17 protein-coding genes are annotated in these 13733 nt (G+C 34.4%); 11 read left to right on the top strand and 6 right to left on the bottom strand.

The window, feature by feature from the left end; all coding sequences use genetic code 11:
• Positions 1 to 92 precede the first annotated feature (92 nt).
• The gene (locus AABL85_RS04075; protein WP_131540208.1) at positions 93 to 923 is read left to right on the top strand and encodes a hypothetical protein; all 831 of its coding nucleotides are present in this window, start codon (positions 93 to 95) and stop codon (positions 921 to 923) included.
• 23 nt (positions 924 to 946) lie between these two features.
• Here the strand turns inward: AABL85_RS04075 and AABL85_RS04070 are convergent, their stop codons facing one another.
• The 3 genes from AABL85_RS04070 to AABL85_RS04060 are packed head-to-tail and all read right to left on the bottom strand — an operon-like array spanning position 947 to position 2410.
• Complete coding sequence (locus AABL85_RS04070) at positions 947 to 1156, bottom strand: helix-turn-helix domain-containing protein (protein WP_006259555.1); 210 nt, start codon at positions 1154 to 1156, stop codon at positions 947 to 949.
• Between the two features lie 9 nt (positions 1157 to 1165).
• The gene (locus AABL85_RS04065) at positions 1166 to 1780 is read right to left on the bottom strand and encodes a DUF2975 domain-containing protein (protein WP_341309285.1); all 615 of its coding nucleotides are present in this window, start codon (positions 1778 to 1780) and stop codon (positions 1166 to 1168) included.
• 9 nt (positions 1781 to 1789) lie between these two features.
• Positions 1790 to 2410 carry a DUF2975 domain-containing protein gene (locus AABL85_RS04060; protein ID WP_341309284.1) on the bottom strand — a complete coding sequence of 207 codons (621 nt, stop codon included), beginning with the start codon at positions 2408 to 2410 and terminating at the stop codon, positions 1790 to 1792.
• A gap of 294 nt (positions 2411 to 2704) precedes the next feature.
• Between AABL85_RS04060 and AABL85_RS04055 the strand changes: the two genes are divergently transcribed.
• Together AABL85_RS04055 and AABL85_RS04050 are read left to right on the top strand one after the other, a co-directional pair.
• Positions 2705 to 4096: a leucyl aminopeptidase gene (locus AABL85_RS04055; protein WP_341309283.1), complete on the top strand. Its 1392-nt coding sequence runs from the start codon at positions 2705 to 2707 to the stop codon at positions 4094 to 4096.
• Positions 4097 to 4208: 112 nt separating this feature from the next.
• Positions 4209 to 4718 (top strand): GNAT family N-acetyltransferase, encoded by a 510-nt coding sequence (locus tag AABL85_RS04050; RefSeq protein ID WP_341309282.1) that lies wholly within the window; start codon positions 4209 to 4211, stop codon positions 4716 to 4718.
• Between the two features lie 36 nt (positions 4719 to 4754).
• Here AABL85_RS04050 and AABL85_RS04045 read toward each other — a convergent pair whose 3' ends face one another.
• Together AABL85_RS04045 and AABL85_RS04040 are read right to left on the bottom strand one after the other, a co-directional pair.
• Positions 4755 to 5633 (bottom strand): hypothetical protein, encoded by an 879-nt coding sequence (locus AABL85_RS04045; protein ID WP_341309281.1) that lies wholly within the window; start codon positions 5631 to 5633, stop codon positions 4755 to 4757.
• Between the two features lie 283 nt (positions 5634 to 5916).
• Positions 5917 to 6813 carry a hypothetical protein gene (locus tag AABL85_RS04040; protein ID WP_341309280.1) on the bottom strand — a complete coding sequence of 299 codons (897 nt, stop codon included), beginning with the start codon at positions 6811 to 6813 and terminating at the stop codon, positions 5917 to 5919.
• Between the two features lie 190 nt (positions 6814 to 7003).
• Between AABL85_RS04040 and AABL85_RS04035 the strand changes: the two genes are divergently transcribed.
• The 5 genes from AABL85_RS04035 (at position 7004) to AABL85_RS04015 (ending at position 9219) form a co-directional block, all read left to right on the top strand.
• Positions 7004 to 7549 (top strand): HugZ family protein, encoded by a 546-nt coding sequence (locus AABL85_RS04035; RefSeq protein ID WP_006259546.1) that lies wholly within the window; start codon positions 7004 to 7006, stop codon positions 7547 to 7549.
• A 109-nt stretch (positions 7550 to 7658) separates the two neighbouring features.
• Positions 7659 to 7973 (top strand): hypothetical protein, encoded by a 315-nt coding sequence (locus tag AABL85_RS04030; RefSeq protein ID WP_006259545.1) that lies wholly within the window; start codon positions 7659 to 7661, stop codon positions 7971 to 7973.
• Positions 7970 to 8359, top strand: coding sequence for a hypothetical protein (locus tag AABL85_RS04025; protein ID WP_341309279.1), 390 nt, complete (start codon positions 7970 to 7972; stop codon positions 8357 to 8359). The genes AABL85_RS04030 and AABL85_RS04025 overlap by 4 nt, the downstream gene beginning before the upstream one ends.
• A gap of 267 nt (positions 8360 to 8626) precedes the next feature.
• The gene (locus AABL85_RS04020; RefSeq protein ID WP_341309278.1) at positions 8627 to 8782 is read left to right on the top strand and encodes a hypothetical protein; all 156 of its coding nucleotides are present in this window, start codon (positions 8627 to 8629) and stop codon (positions 8780 to 8782) included.
• 83 nt (positions 8783 to 8865) lie between these two features.
• Positions 8866 to 9219 (top strand): hypothetical protein, encoded by a 354-nt coding sequence (locus tag AABL85_RS04015; RefSeq protein ID WP_006264713.1) that lies wholly within the window; start codon positions 8866 to 8868, stop codon positions 9217 to 9219.
• Between the two features lie 157 nt (positions 9220 to 9376).
• Here AABL85_RS04015 and AABL85_RS04010 read toward each other — a convergent pair whose 3' ends face one another.
• A complete protein-coding gene (locus tag AABL85_RS04010; RefSeq protein ID WP_131540200.1) occupies positions 9377 to 10273 on the bottom strand; it encodes a DMT family transporter in 897 nt (298 codons plus the stop codon).
• A 222-nt stretch (positions 10274 to 10495) separates the two neighbouring features.
• Between AABL85_RS04010 and AABL85_RS04005 the strand changes: the two genes are divergently transcribed.
• From AABL85_RS04005 to AABL85_RS03995, 3 genes are all read left to right on the top strand, one after another.
• Positions 10496 to 11206 carry a hypothetical protein gene (locus tag AABL85_RS04005; protein WP_341309277.1) on the top strand — a complete coding sequence of 237 codons (711 nt, stop codon included), beginning with the start codon at positions 10496 to 10498 and terminating at the stop codon, positions 11204 to 11206.
• 25 nt (positions 11207 to 11231) lie between these two features.
• Complete coding sequence (locus AABL85_RS04000) at positions 11232 to 11927, top strand: hypothetical protein (RefSeq protein ID WP_341309276.1); 696 nt, start codon at positions 11232 to 11234, stop codon at positions 11925 to 11927.
• Positions 11928 to 12104: 177 nt separating this feature from the next.
• Complete coding sequence (locus AABL85_RS03995) at positions 12105 to 13670, top strand: M20/M25/M40 family metallo-hydrolase (protein WP_341309275.1); 1566 nt, start codon at positions 12105 to 12107, stop codon at positions 13668 to 13670.
• Positions 13671 to 13733 lie beyond the last annotated feature (63 nt).

The following is a 13733-nucleotide window of genomic DNA, read 5'->3' as shown; positions in this document are numbered from 1 at the left end:
ACAAAAATAACCATTAATCTGACAATTGTATCTTTATATCGATTAATTTTGAAAAGTGATTACGCATTGCGCTTGTTAGATTGATAATTAATATGGATTTGTTAAAAAACAGAATAGTTGCTCTTTATTTAAACGGAAGTGTTCACGTTTCCTTAGCAGTATTTGCTTTGGTACAAATGACATTTTATTTCTGTCACCTTCCATTTGATGCAGCTGTGTCTGTTTTGGCTTTTACAGGAACACTTTTTTCTTATAATTTCATTAAGTATGCAGAGGTAGTCTATAGACATAAAACTCCATTTACGCTTCGGTTAAAGGTCATTATAGGGATAAGTATTATCGCGTTACTTATAGGTACTATGGCTTTCTTTATGTTGAATTGGAAGGCACAGTTGGTGACTTTGAGCTTATTGGTGTTGTCAGTTTTATACGCTATACCTATTAGTAGCAATAGAAGTAATCTGCGCAACCTGGCAGGGCTTAAAGTATATATCGTATGTCTGTGTTGGGCAACTGTGACGCTTATAGTACCGGTGATGAATGCGGATATACCGGTCAGTTGGGATATTGTAGTTAAGTTTATACAGCGTTTTATTTTAGTGTTTATTCTAATCGGGATATTCGAAGTTGTTGATTTACAATATGACGACAAGTATTTAAAGACCTTACCTCAGATGCTTGGAATAGCTAATACCAAGTGGTTGTTGGGATTGTTACTAATTCCTTTTTATGTTATCGAATTTTTTAAGGTAGGCTATCAGCCTATACAAGCGTGGAATAACTTATTGATCGTTCTTCTTACGCTGTTCTTTATTTATTATGCATCTCCTAAACGCACCAAATTCTTTACGCTATTTTGGGTAGAGAGTGTGCCTATTGTTTGGTGGTTAATTGTTGTGGTTCAGGGAAATGCTAGTTTATAAGAGTAAAAAAGACCAAGCAGTGCTCAGTCTTCATTTACATATTCTAGTATATCAGCTGGTTGACAATCTAACTCTTTACAGATTGCCTCCAATGTACTAAAGCGTATGGCTTTCGCCTTATTGGTCTTGAGTATGGATAGATTACTCACAGTGATACCTACACGCTCAGCCAACTCATTAAGCGATATCTTTCGCTTAGCCATCATGACATCAAGGTTTACTATTATTGGCATATCGTGGGGTTATATGGTTAGATCTGCATCTTCTTTTAGACGCAAATGTTGTTTCAATACTTCTACAATCATCAGCAAAATTAAGGGAATAAAGAACATTGTGAAATTAAAATCACCTTTTACAGCTTCTAGGTTATATAGAGATGCTATTCTTGATGCTTCGTAAGTAGATAGATATTCGAGTATATTCTCATAAATAGCAAGACCTAAAAGTATAGAAGCTAGTACTTTTATACGTTTAATTTGAAAACGAGTAGCAGTCTCTCCTTTGTACAAAAACTTTAGAATAATAAAGCTATTGTATAAGCCATAGATTATAAAGCCTACAAAAATAAATGAACTCATTATCATAACAGTTCTAAGAAATGAATAACTAAAAGGAACGTCATCTACACGAATTCTACTTGTTGAATCAGTTACTATTATTTTAGATGAGTTATGATTAGTAGTTAGTTTTGCATTGTATTCTGTACTGTTTTTTATTGTTATATAGTAGGGATTTGTCAAAGTAGTGCTCCCGCTGTCATATCCTTCATTAAAACCTCTTTTCATATCCTTAAAATGGTTGTTAAAGGAAAATAAATAAGCAATGATTAATAATATGGTTAGAAATTTTAGTTTCATAAAATCAAGTTATATGGTTAGTTCAGCACTTTCTTTTAAAGTTAAATGTTGCTTTAATACTTCAACAATTAATAACAGAATTAAAGGAATAATAAATAATGAAAAATCATAGTCATACTTAACTAAGTCGAGATTATAAATATTAGCTACTTCTTGTTGTTCTTTGTTTGAATAAAAAATATAAATATTCCCTAATACAGGTAGAATCAGGTGAAAATAAGCTAGGAGTTGTAGTCGTCTTATTTGACTATTAGATGCTATATTACCATTATATAAGTTTTTAAAGAATTTTATAAATACAATAATGATAACTGGGAAAAGGAGTATAGTAAGGATACCTAACAAACCTATGAAGAAATTACTAATCCCGTTCGAATATTGTTTAGGAACTTCTACTTCTATAGTCTCTTTTATTTCACGTATTTGTATATCAGTAGTTTTTTTATCTGTTAGAGATAAATGAAGGTCAGAGGTATCACTAGGAATCTGTTTAACGACCAAAGTAGTATACACTTTATCATCATGACATTCTGGAGCATTATTATACCCTTGTTGAAAATCTCTAAAGTGTACACAAATATTGGCTATATATAGTACAATAAATATAACTGTAAGTAATTTCAGCTTCATAATCTAGGTTTAAAATAATACATTTATTAATCGTTCGCATAACGCTATTAAAAGCATAGCCCAATGGATTAGTAATTTTATCATCGTTAGTAATTTAGTTGGTTAATTGTGATTCAAAAGTATATTTAATTCTTTATAAAACAAATAAAATTTATTGTTATTCGATAAATAGTTATCTAAAAACGTAAAATATATCTTTTTTGGATACTTAGAGATTATAGCAGAGTTTTAAGAAAAGCTCTTTTTTAGTTGCGTCTAAAAATGTTATATTTGCAGTAATATAAAAAGACAAAGATGATACAACTAGTAAATAACATGAAAGAAAACGGGAACGTTGTTTTCGTTTTAAGTAGTGAGAACAAAGGAATTGTTGAGGTTCCTGCATTCTTAAATGATTTCGTAAAAGCATTCGAAGAAGGAAAAAAAGAAGAAGACTTTGCTAAAGTGGGAAGTCAGTATTTCTTTTTCGTAAAAGAGAATGAGAACTTAGAAAAAATGCGTTTAGCTGGTAATAGCGTTCGCAAACAATTAGATAAAAAAGCTGACAACCTTACTATCGTAGGTAATGGAGTTTCTACATTAGCTTTAGTAGAAGGATTTATGTTGTCAAACTACCAATTCTTAAAATACTTCAAAGAAGCAGAAGAAATGAAGTTCGCTTTGAGTAATGTTGAGGTAAAAGGAGATTTTACAGCTAAACAAATCAGTGATTTAAACAACACTGTAAAAGCAGTGTATTGGGCTCGTACAATGGTAAACGAACCTGTAAACTTCTTAAATGCTACTCAACTAGCAACTGAAATAGAAGCTTTAGGTAAAGAGGCTAACTTCTCAGTGAAAGTATTAGGTCGCAAAGAGATTGAAGACTTGAAGATGGGTGGTTTATTAGCTGTTAATAAAGGATCTATCGATCAACCTACTTTTACTATAATGGAGTACAAACCAGCTAATCCAATCAATAAAAAACCTATCGTATTAGTAGGTAAAGGAGTAGTGTACGATACAGGAGGTTTAAGCTTAAAACCAACTGCAGGTTCTATGGACTCTATGAAGAGTGATATGGGAGGTGCAGCATGTATGGCAGGTACTATCTATGCAGCAGCTTTAAATGAAGTGAATGTTCACGTTATCGGATTAGTTCCTGCTACAGATAACCGTCCTGGAGGAAATGCTTATGCTCCTGGTGATGTAATCACTATGTATGATGGTACGACTATCGAGGTGCTAAACACAGATGCAGAAGGACGTATGATCTTAGCAGATGCTATTGCTTATGCTACTCAGTATGACCCAGAGGTTATTATTGATGCAGCTACACTTACAGGTGCAGCTTTAGTAGTAGCTGGAGATATGGCATCTTGTATTATGGGGAATGATGAGCAGACTATCGATGCTATCATCGCATCAGGATACAACGTACACGAGCGTTTAGCTAAGTTACCTTTCTGGGATGACTATAAAGACTTGTTGAAATCTAACGTAGCAGATATGAAGAATATCGGAGGGCGTTTTGCAGGTACTATCACAGCAGGTAAGTTCTTAGAGCACTTCGCTAAAGCACCTTATGTACACATGGATATCGCAGGTCCAGCTTGGATGGATGCTCCTAGAGATTATAAAGGTAATGGTGGTACAGGAAGTGGAGTACGTACTTTGGTTGACTTCTTGACTAACTACAAAGGATAATATCTAATCAGGATATAAAGAGTGAGAACGAGAGTAGTATAACTACTCTCGTTTTTTTATAGTTGTATTTAAGTTTTATCATATTTTTGTCATCTTATAAAAAATTATAACAATGAATAACTTAGCAGAAACAACCACTTTTATACCTGTAGATAAACATAATATGCACCTAATTCTTCCTTTAGCAGAGAAGATTTGGGAGGATACTTACCTTCATATTATCGGGCAAGAACAGATAGATTATATGCTACCGATGATGTATAGTGACGAGCGTATATTAGGTGAACTAAAAGAAGGGTACCAATGGGAACTGTTAATGCAAGGGGATGAGTTATTAGGCTATACGAACTATAAGCTTATGGAGGATAATCGTGTGTTTCTTTCTAAATTGTATACCAATGTGTATAAACAGGTAAAAGGCTTGGGGCATTTTATGTTTCAGCATGTAGTAGACTATGCTAAACGAGAGGGAGCTACTGCTGTATATCTTACTGTGAATAAAAATAACCAACGTGCTATAGACTTCTATATCCGCAATAATATGAAGTGTATAGAGTCTAAGACTTTTGATATTGGTGGTGGGTATGTAATGGATGATTATATCTATCAGTTAGATTTATAATAACAAAGAAGGTTAGCCAATGGCTAACCTTCTTTGTTATAACATCAGTTCTATTATTCTATAAGTAAACTCATATTCATAAATACTCGGTTGCTCATTAGGCATAGACTTGACTACTGTTTTTACCTTAGCAGTCAGAGGTAGATCTTGAGCATTATAAGTGTACTCTATCGTAGTTAGAAGATCATCACCTTCTATTTTAACGATATTGTTTTGTTGGTTATAATTAGTATACATCAGTTCATTAGCACTAAGGTAGTTTGACACATTATAAGCATAAGGCAAATAAGCAAATGGGTAGTTTTTTTGGTCATAAGTATAGATTGTCTTATAGCTATCTAGGTTGATTAACTTTAGATTGTTATTAGGATCATAGATAAAGTCAGTTACTTCAGGATCAGAATACTGTGGCTTAGAAGATATCTCTATAGAACCAGGCAAGTCTAGTCTATTATAGACTATCTTACTTACTCTAGACTCGTCATAGTATAAATCCTTAAACTCTGTGTACTGCAGTATCTTATTGTCATATACTAGGTCTAAGCTCATTTTATTCTCTCCATAGATGACCTTGCGCAGTAGATTATTCTCATCTAACTCCATTGTAGCAGTGAAGGAACTAGTAGGTGTTCCATTCTCTACGAAGTAAGATTCTACGGAAGTTAATTGACCTAAATCATTATAGTTAAAGTCATATTTAGTGATAGATACTTCTGTACTAGAAGTAATTCCATCTACTACATTCACATTATCGATAAGGGTTGAGCTATCTACTGGGACATAGTTCTTCTCAACAACTTGGCTCACTACAATCAGCTTCTTTATTTGTGCGTTTGGACTTACCTTTTCTGTAGAGTAACTATTCATACTTCCAAGAAGGAATAATAATGACATTAATAGTAGATTTCTTCTCATTTCTTTTCAGGGTTATTAATTACTGAGATATAGGGTTTAAGTATACTCTTCTAGAAGAACCCAAAATCAAAAAGCCAAGCACTATCGTATAAACCTCTTTATAGTACTAATCGTTTTGGACTAGTAGAGGCCACTCTTTTTGGTTGAGTATATCTATCTATACTTTTAGATAAAGTTAATGTTTTAACATATAACTACATCAATTTTCTAATTCTAATTTTAGTATAGCTAGTTTTATCGCGTTATAATATGGTTAGATAGCTAGTATTAATAAGCTATTAGTCTATTTTCTTTTCTTGTTTTTTAGACGGGTTACCTCTAGTTCTTTATAATAAAATTCATATTCACATGTCACTCTACTATCTTGAGCATTTGTTTTGGATGTTTTTTTAACTCTAGCTGTGATCGGTAGGTTCTCTGTATTATAGGTATAGTCTATCGTAGTGATGTGTTCATCATCTTCGAACTCCACAATGTTGTTTTTAGGAGCATATGTAGTGAAGGTCAGCCAATCTATAGACATATAATAGAACGGATTATAGTAATAAGGTTGTCCTGCTAGCATATACTGCTTATCATCATAGCTAAAAGAGAATAGCTCTAGCGGATTCTTATAGGTATGTACATTCTGATTAAGGTCATATGTGAAGTCAAGATCGATGACTTCATTAGGTTTGCTTTCATTACCTAATCGAGCATGTACAGGCAACTGATGCTTATCATACGTAAATGTATTAACGACTAGCTCTTTAAACTCTGGTTCATAATGTGTGATTTGATGAAGGATATTGTCTTTATAAACAGTTTTTAACTTATCAGTATCTTCATCTAGTGATATGGTCGTCAATTGTTTTTTATCATTTAGTACTACTCCTAAGTTAGAGGGATTAGTTGTTTTTCCATTGATGATATTACTAGAATACGTATTGACTAGTTGACCATATTCATCATAGGTAAATAAGAAGTTGCGTACTTCTGTCTCTGTATTCTCTTTATCTTTATTTACGGTATTTGATTTTCCATCTGCATAAGTTTCTGTGATTAGTAAGTAACTTTTTTCTACAGCATGGTCTAATACTGTTGTTTTAAATGTTTTCCCTTTTCGCTTTGTAGTAGAATTAAAACTACCGCAATTCATTAATAGTAATAATAGTGGTGCTATTAAAAGTGTTCTCTTCATTGTTGTCTTGACTAGGCGATAAAAATACAATTATTTTTATACACATGCTTCTATGGGGTTTATTTAAACCTAGTACGTATAGTTGGTGTATTTATTTGTGTCTTTATGGTATAATGTTGTTAAAGCTACTTTCTTATTCTTATTTAGTTTAAATAATTTATTATCTTCGCTTCATTAAAATTTATAAGAGATGAGTACAGATACAATAAACCCAAATTTCGATCAGCATAAAGTAAAGCCTAAAGCTCCTAAAATCGAAGAATTAATCAATGAGTGTAAGTCAGTAATGATGGCTACTATCAGCGAGGACGGAACACCATTAGTAAGTACAGCTCCTTATTCTAGAGTAGGAAATGAGTTTCAGATATTAGTTTCTTTTATGGCAAAACATACAAAGAACTTACGTGACCGCAAGCAAGTATCATTCATGTTTGTAGAAGATGAGAGCGTATCTAAACAATTATATGCTAGACACCGTTTAACTTTAGATACTCAAGCAGAGTTAATCGAGAAAGAAAATCCATTATACGAGAAAGCAATCGCTGACTTAAGAGAAAGACATGGTAAGGTAGTAGAAGTATTAGATAACTTAGAAGACTTCATCATGTTTAACTTTAAGCCAGTTAAAGGTTCTTATGTGAACGGATTCGGTAGTGCATACTTCGTAGATGAGAATCTAGAAGTGATGGAACACAGAAGAGGTGCTCATGGACAACATAACGTAGATCAAAAGTAATAACTATATTTTTATTAACGGAAGAAGCCTTTATTTCCTTATTGGAGTAAAGGCTTTTTTTATTGTACTATAAAATAGTAGTTTTGAAGACAGAAGATTATTTTGATTTATGACTAAAGGACAAGTACATATTCGCTGTTCTAAATGCGGAACATTTAATGTAGATACAGATAACTGTATATCATGTGGACATGCATTGAATATGGTACAGCAACGTGAAGAAGAACGCAAGCACCTAGAACGCGAACGCATCGCTAAGGCATTAGCTGAAGAGCCTTCTGCTATAGAGAAGTTTTTACTCCGTATGACGAAGCACCCATGGCTGCTAGTACGTTTATTTTTTAAGCTAGTCTATGGCGTTTGGTTTACTGTGATGGCAGTGACTATGTTTATAGCTTGGCTAATCGGGATGATAGTAGCATGAGTATATTGAAGCATTGGACTTTTATCACTATGCTAGTAGTGGGGGGAGCTATCTATACAGCACAGCGTCTGGAGGTAGCGTTACCATCCTTTATTAATAATTATGTCAACGATATCCTATCTATTCCCCTTACGATGGCAGTGATATTAATTATTCTACGCCTGTGGAAAGGGAGCACCTATCAGTTATCTCCTCTGATGATCGCTAGTGTAGTTTTATATTATGCTTTTTACTTTGAATATTACCTTCCTCAGCACACCTCTCGTTATACAGCAGATCTATATGATATAGGCTGTTATATCACAGGAGGTATCCTCTTTTATCTCTTACAACAGTATGTGTGGAGCGCGCATAACTCCCTTAAGAAGAAAGTATCAGGTAAATAAATAGCTGTACTTTTTTTGTTTTTATCTATTTAAGAGCTGTTTTTTCTCTATTTTTAGCAGTTTTGAACTGTTTTTTTTAAGCACATCCCTTTTTTTGACGTTTTTAGGTAATTAATAGAAAAAAGCTGTATATATTTTTTGATTAGTGTTTTTTGTTAATAAACTGATATTTAGCTATTTATTTGTTTTAAGTATGATTTGGCTATTGTTCTATATCTAGCTTAAAGCCAGTATTCATGGGGTTTTATCGTAGATTGTTCGAAAATAGTGGGACAATACACCGAGAATGGTGGAGCTAAGAGATTGTTTGTCGAAGAAATATCCTTTTATACTCCACGTATTCTTCATGTATTGGCTCTTTACACGGTGATGAGTTATTTTGAAGATTTGAGTTTTAATTACGGAGAAGATTCAGGAGGATAAGGCAAAAAATGAAAAAAACGATACCTTTGTACTTCCACTGAGATAGCGTTGTCTAGAAGGTGTTATAACAATTAAAGCGCAGTATGATTACAGTATTTTATACAGATTATTATGAGAATCTATCTGAAGAGAATCTAGAGCTAACACTAGAAGAATGTATCGAGATATTCTCAGAGACGATAGATTTAGTGGATAACTTCGTCGGTATTACAGTAGGTGCACACACGATGCAGTTTCACTGTGATGAAGACCGTATCTTAGTAGAGGTGTTAAATCCTCCTACATTAGTCAACCCGCAGATGTATGCTGACAAAACACAATGTCTAGCCATCATTAAAGATATTTATGCAAAACAGCAACTGTTCGTCTATCCGCAGATGAAGCTAGTAGATGTACGCAAAGAGAGTCTTGATGATGTATTAGAAAGAGAAGCTTAATAGACAAGAATAGAAAAGCCTGCTAGACAACCTAGCAGGCTTTTTTTGTGAAATCTTTTTTTTGTGAAGGTGTGAAATCGTTTAGTCTTATTATATCAATACATTATGCCTATAGGGCAAGACTGTTAACCGTAAACCGATAACTGTAAACCAATTACTATTTCTTCTGATTAGCGATAATAACTAAGGTTACAGCACCCAATACGAATACTAGACCTATAGCAGACATCCAATCGAAGTGCTCTGCAAAGAATAAGGTACCTACTAGTACTGCTACTACTGGCTCCATAGATCCTAAGATAGAGGTGACAGTACTACCTGCGTGCTTCACTGCTAGTACTAGACATAGGTCAGAAATGAAGGTAGCGAATACTCCTAATAGAATAAGATTAATCCAGTCACTCGTAAGAGTTACAGTCTGTATTCCTGTTGTGAAAAGACAGTAGAATAAGAAGATTAAACACCCCATTAATAATACATAGAAGGTCAATGAATCAAAGTTCATCTCTGATATTCTAGATTTATTTAAGCCTACGATATACAGTCCATAGGTGAATATTGTCAAGGCAGAGAGTACTAATCCTGTGATCAGTGAAGGTGAAGCCTCACCGTGTATACACATCATACCCACTCCCACTAGTGATAGAATAGACGCTACTAAGAGTGCGATAGACTTCTTCTCTTTATAGAACATAATCATGACAATACTGACGAATATAGGGTATAAGAAGTGTACAGTAGTGGCTAGACCACTATCTATATACTCATACGCATCGACTAAGAATTTGGCTGTTGCGGCATACAATAACGCCAAGAAAAAGACGACTGCTAGATCTTTAATTGAAATTTTTAAGCTTGTTTTTTTGTACAAACATACTGCGCCCATAGTCACAGATGAAAATAAGAATCGATAAAATAGAATGGTCGGTATGCCTATAGCAGCCACTCCTTCTGGTCGCAGGTTCGGCAGTATCAATGGTAAGGAGAACAAAGGCACCAAACCAAATGTACCCGAAGAAATCAATGCGAATAGAATTCCTTTAAGGTTTTTCATTGTTTTAAAAATCTTTTAATTAAAAATCTGCGCAAAGGTACATTTTCAAGTCGGGGTATAGAAGTAGGTGGTATATTATTGCTAATCTCTTGTTTTACCTAGGATAGGACTGTTTATTTTGATAAGAGATTTGGTAGAGAAAAATTAAGATGATAACGTTTTTCGTAATAATTTTAGAATAAGATAATGAAGGAATAGCGTATCTTTAACATAAAATTCGATATGAAAAGATGTGTGCTATTGATTTTGATAATATTGTCTTTACAGGCGTGTGATAAGGGGGTGGACGTTACCCCACCTACGGATTGGCGATTAGAGAATCTAAATGGACAAGTTAAATCTCGTACTATTTCGAGGTACAAACCAGGCTCTGATGAGGTAGAGGTAACAGTAATTACTTATAGTAAGGAAGGGTATTGTTTAGAGAGTGTGAATCGTACTTTTACTTCTAATGATAATAAAGTTAATTCTATATCAACTCAAGAGAATATAATAGTATATAAGGAATATATAGGAAATAAAAGAGAAGTTAATAAGCTTAATAAAGATCGTAAGTACATCTTTAAAGGTAGTATAACATGGGAGGCAGAAGATAGGTATATACATGAACGAACTTATCTTGGATACACCCCTATCTATGGAACACTAATAGTTAAACTTAATAAGGAAGGCAAAGTAGAATCTTTAAAATATAAGAGTCATAAGGAAGGTGAGTTTAGTCCTCATAGTAACTATAATGTAGTGTATAGCTATGGTGATAAGAATGAGCCTATTAGTTATGTGTTTAATGATATTGCCAATTCAGAAAAAAAAGAATTTTATTTAGTAGAAACAGGTTATGATGACAAAGGGAATATCTTAAAGTTAGAGTGTATTGACCGATCTGGGGAGTTAAATAATTATAAGGTCTATACGTATGAATATTACGATTAATAAAAAATAGTGAAAGGATAAAGAAATGATGAAGCAGTTAATGTTGGTGCTAGCAGTGATGCTAGTAGGGTGTAAGTCAGAGGGGAGTACTACACCATATAGTGATGCCAAGTTAGAGGGAATTAGAGGAAGGGTAAAGACTGTAACAGAGGTCATACGTCTGTCTGATTCTAATGTTGTGTCACAGAGAATAAGTCTGTATGATGAGAACGGATATAAGATATCGATGGAGTCTCTAGACAATGAGTTAGATACTGAGTTGTTAGAATTTAGTAGTAATGGTATTCTTAAATATGAACCATATAATGGACAACAGCGCGTATTAAAAGGATATGACTACGAAGGAGCTGTGATAAGTGAAGCGATACAGAAGTGGTCTTCTCCTGCAGCCTATACCGTAGTTACATCTTATAGTAATACTCCTTCTATGAGTAATACTATAAAAGGGGCAGTAGATAAAGAAGGAAAGGTAAGCTCTATGCAGATGATAGCAAAGAATGGAGAGAGTGTACAGATAAACTCATTGACGAAGTTTATGTATGATAATAGTGGATATCAGAACGGGTATATACAGAAAGACGTATTAACCTCTACGGATGCTAAATATACTGTAATGAATAAGGGATACGATAGTTTTGGGAATATTACGAAGCAGGAAGTATATGTAGAACGGGATGTGCTAGTAAGTGAGAAGGAGATTACGTATGAATATTATGATTAGTGTAGCTCTAATTATGTAAAGAAAAGTGATTAAAATTATGTGATGAGTATTTATAGAAGCTAATTATTGTGAATTTTATTGTATAATCTAGTGTTTATGGTGAAATAGGCGATTAATAGTCTTGGAAGTATGGTTAAAATGTGTAATTTGCCCATCTTAAACTAAACACTAACCAATATGAAAATCACAAACGTAATCAGTAAGACGATTGCACATAGTGTACTAGGGGTGACCTTACTGTCTAGTGCGCTAGTATTAGCACAAAAACAAGATCCTATAGTAGAGGCTATCGTAAAAGAAGGAACTACTAACTCTCAGTTAAAGAAGTATGCATTTGAACTAATGGATGTCATCGGACCTCGCTTAGTAGGGACACCACAGATGATGCAAGCACATAATTGGGTGAAGGATCAGTACACTTCTATGGGCTTCGAGGCGCGTAATGAAGAGTATGGAACATGGAAGGCATGGGAGCGTGGTACTACACAGATCACGATGACTTCACCTCGTACTAAGTCATTAGAGGGAATGCAACTGGCATGGAGTCCTGCTTCTAAAAAAGGAGGAGTAGACGGAGAAGTAGTGATATTAGCTGATGTGGCTTCTCAGGCTGACTTTAATGCATGGTTACCTTCTGTAAAAGGGAAGTATGTCATGATCTCTATGCACCAACCTACAGGAAGACCAGACTACCAATGGCAAACTTTTGCTACTGAAGAGTCTTATACTAAAATGAAAGAAGAGAAAGCTGCAGCTGAGAAAGCGTGGGCTACTCGTATCAAAAATACAGGATATACAGCTAAGGAATTGCCTAAAGTATTAGAAGATGCAGGAGCTGCTGGTGTGCTAATGTCATACTGGACAGGTATTATGGGGTCTAATAGAATCTTTGGGGCAGAGACTAAAAAAGTACCTACTATAGATATCGCATTAGAAGATTATGGTATGCTATATCGATTAGCAGAGAATGGTAAGAAACCTCATATCCATGTGAATGCACAGTCAAAAGACCTTGGTACTACGAAGACATATAATACAATAGCTGAGCTTAAAGGTGGAGAGAAAGGAGATGAGTATGTAATCTTATCTGCACACTTAGATAGCTGGGATGGTGGTACAGGTGCTACGGATAACGGTACAGGTATCATCACGATGATGGAGGCTGCTCGTATCTTAAAAGCGGTATTGCCTAATCCTAAACGTACTATCCTAATCGGTAACTGGGGAAGTGAAGAGCAAGGATTAAATGGGTCTCGTGCTTTCGTAGCAGATCACCCAGAACTACACAATAAGATACAAGTAGTATTCAACCAAGATAACGGTACAGGACGTGTGGCTAATATCTCTGGACAAGGGTTCTTAAACTCTTATCAATATATTACAGACTGGTTATACGCAGTGCCTGAGAAATATAAGAAAGACATTAAGACTCACTTCCCTGGATCGCCTTCAGGAGGTGGTTCAGATCACGTATCATTTGTAAGTAAAGATATACCTGGGTTTATGATGAGTTCATTGAGCTGGGGATATGGTAATTATACTTGGCATACAAACAGAGATACAGCTGACAAGATCGTTTATGACGATGTACAGAACAACGCTATTCTGATCGCTATCATGGCTTATAAAGCAAGTGAGGAGAAAGAGTTGGTATCTAGAGAAAAGATTGTTCTTCCATTAGACAGTAAAGGAGAACGTCAAGAGTGGCCAGAGTCAAAAGGACCTAAACGCACAAGTAACTAGATGATATAAATAAAGAGCATTGCTGAGGTAATGCTCTTTTTTTGTTGTTAAAAGTTGCATAGA

The organism is Myroides odoratimimus (assembly GCF_038039805.1).
GTDB classification, from domain to species: domain Bacteria; phylum Bacteroidota; class Bacteroidia; order Flavobacteriales; family Flavobacteriaceae; genus Flavobacterium; species Flavobacterium odoratimimum_B.
This window is presented reverse-complemented; position numbering and strand designations above follow the sequence as displayed.